This is a genomic window from Ochrobactrum sp. SFR4 (assembly GCF_019730395.1).
Lineage (GTDB): Bacteria > Pseudomonadota > Alphaproteobacteria > Rhizobiales > Rhizobiaceae > Pseudochrobactrum.
Map to the genome: position 1 here is coordinate 1 of NZ_JAAPBB010001004.1, position 256 is coordinate 256.

Genomic DNA, 256 nt, shown 5'->3' on the forward strand with positions numbered 1-256 from the left:
TGCGCGTCTTGCTTCATGCGGTGATTGTTGCGTTTCAGGCAGCCGTTCTGGTGTGGTTCGGCGATATGCTGGTCGAGTGTTTTAATCGCATTAATGACATGCGGAATGAAATTCTTGCCAAAAATGAAGCGCTGGAACAGCGGACAATGGAAGCGGAAGCGGCAAGCAAATCCAAAAGCATGTCCCTTGCCAATATGAGCCATGAGATCCGCACGCCGATGAATGCCATTCTGGGATTCTGTCATCTGGTGCTGCG

At 50.8% G+C, this 256-nt stretch carries 1 protein-coding gene; it reads left to right on the forward strand.

Features of this window, described 5'->3' with window-relative positions; all coding sequences use genetic code 11:
* A partial coding sequence (locus HBA93_RS22115) for a histidine kinase dimerization/phospho-acceptor domain-containing protein (RefSeq protein ID WP_286202141.1) occupies positions 1-256 on the forward strand: 256 nt, incomplete at both ends.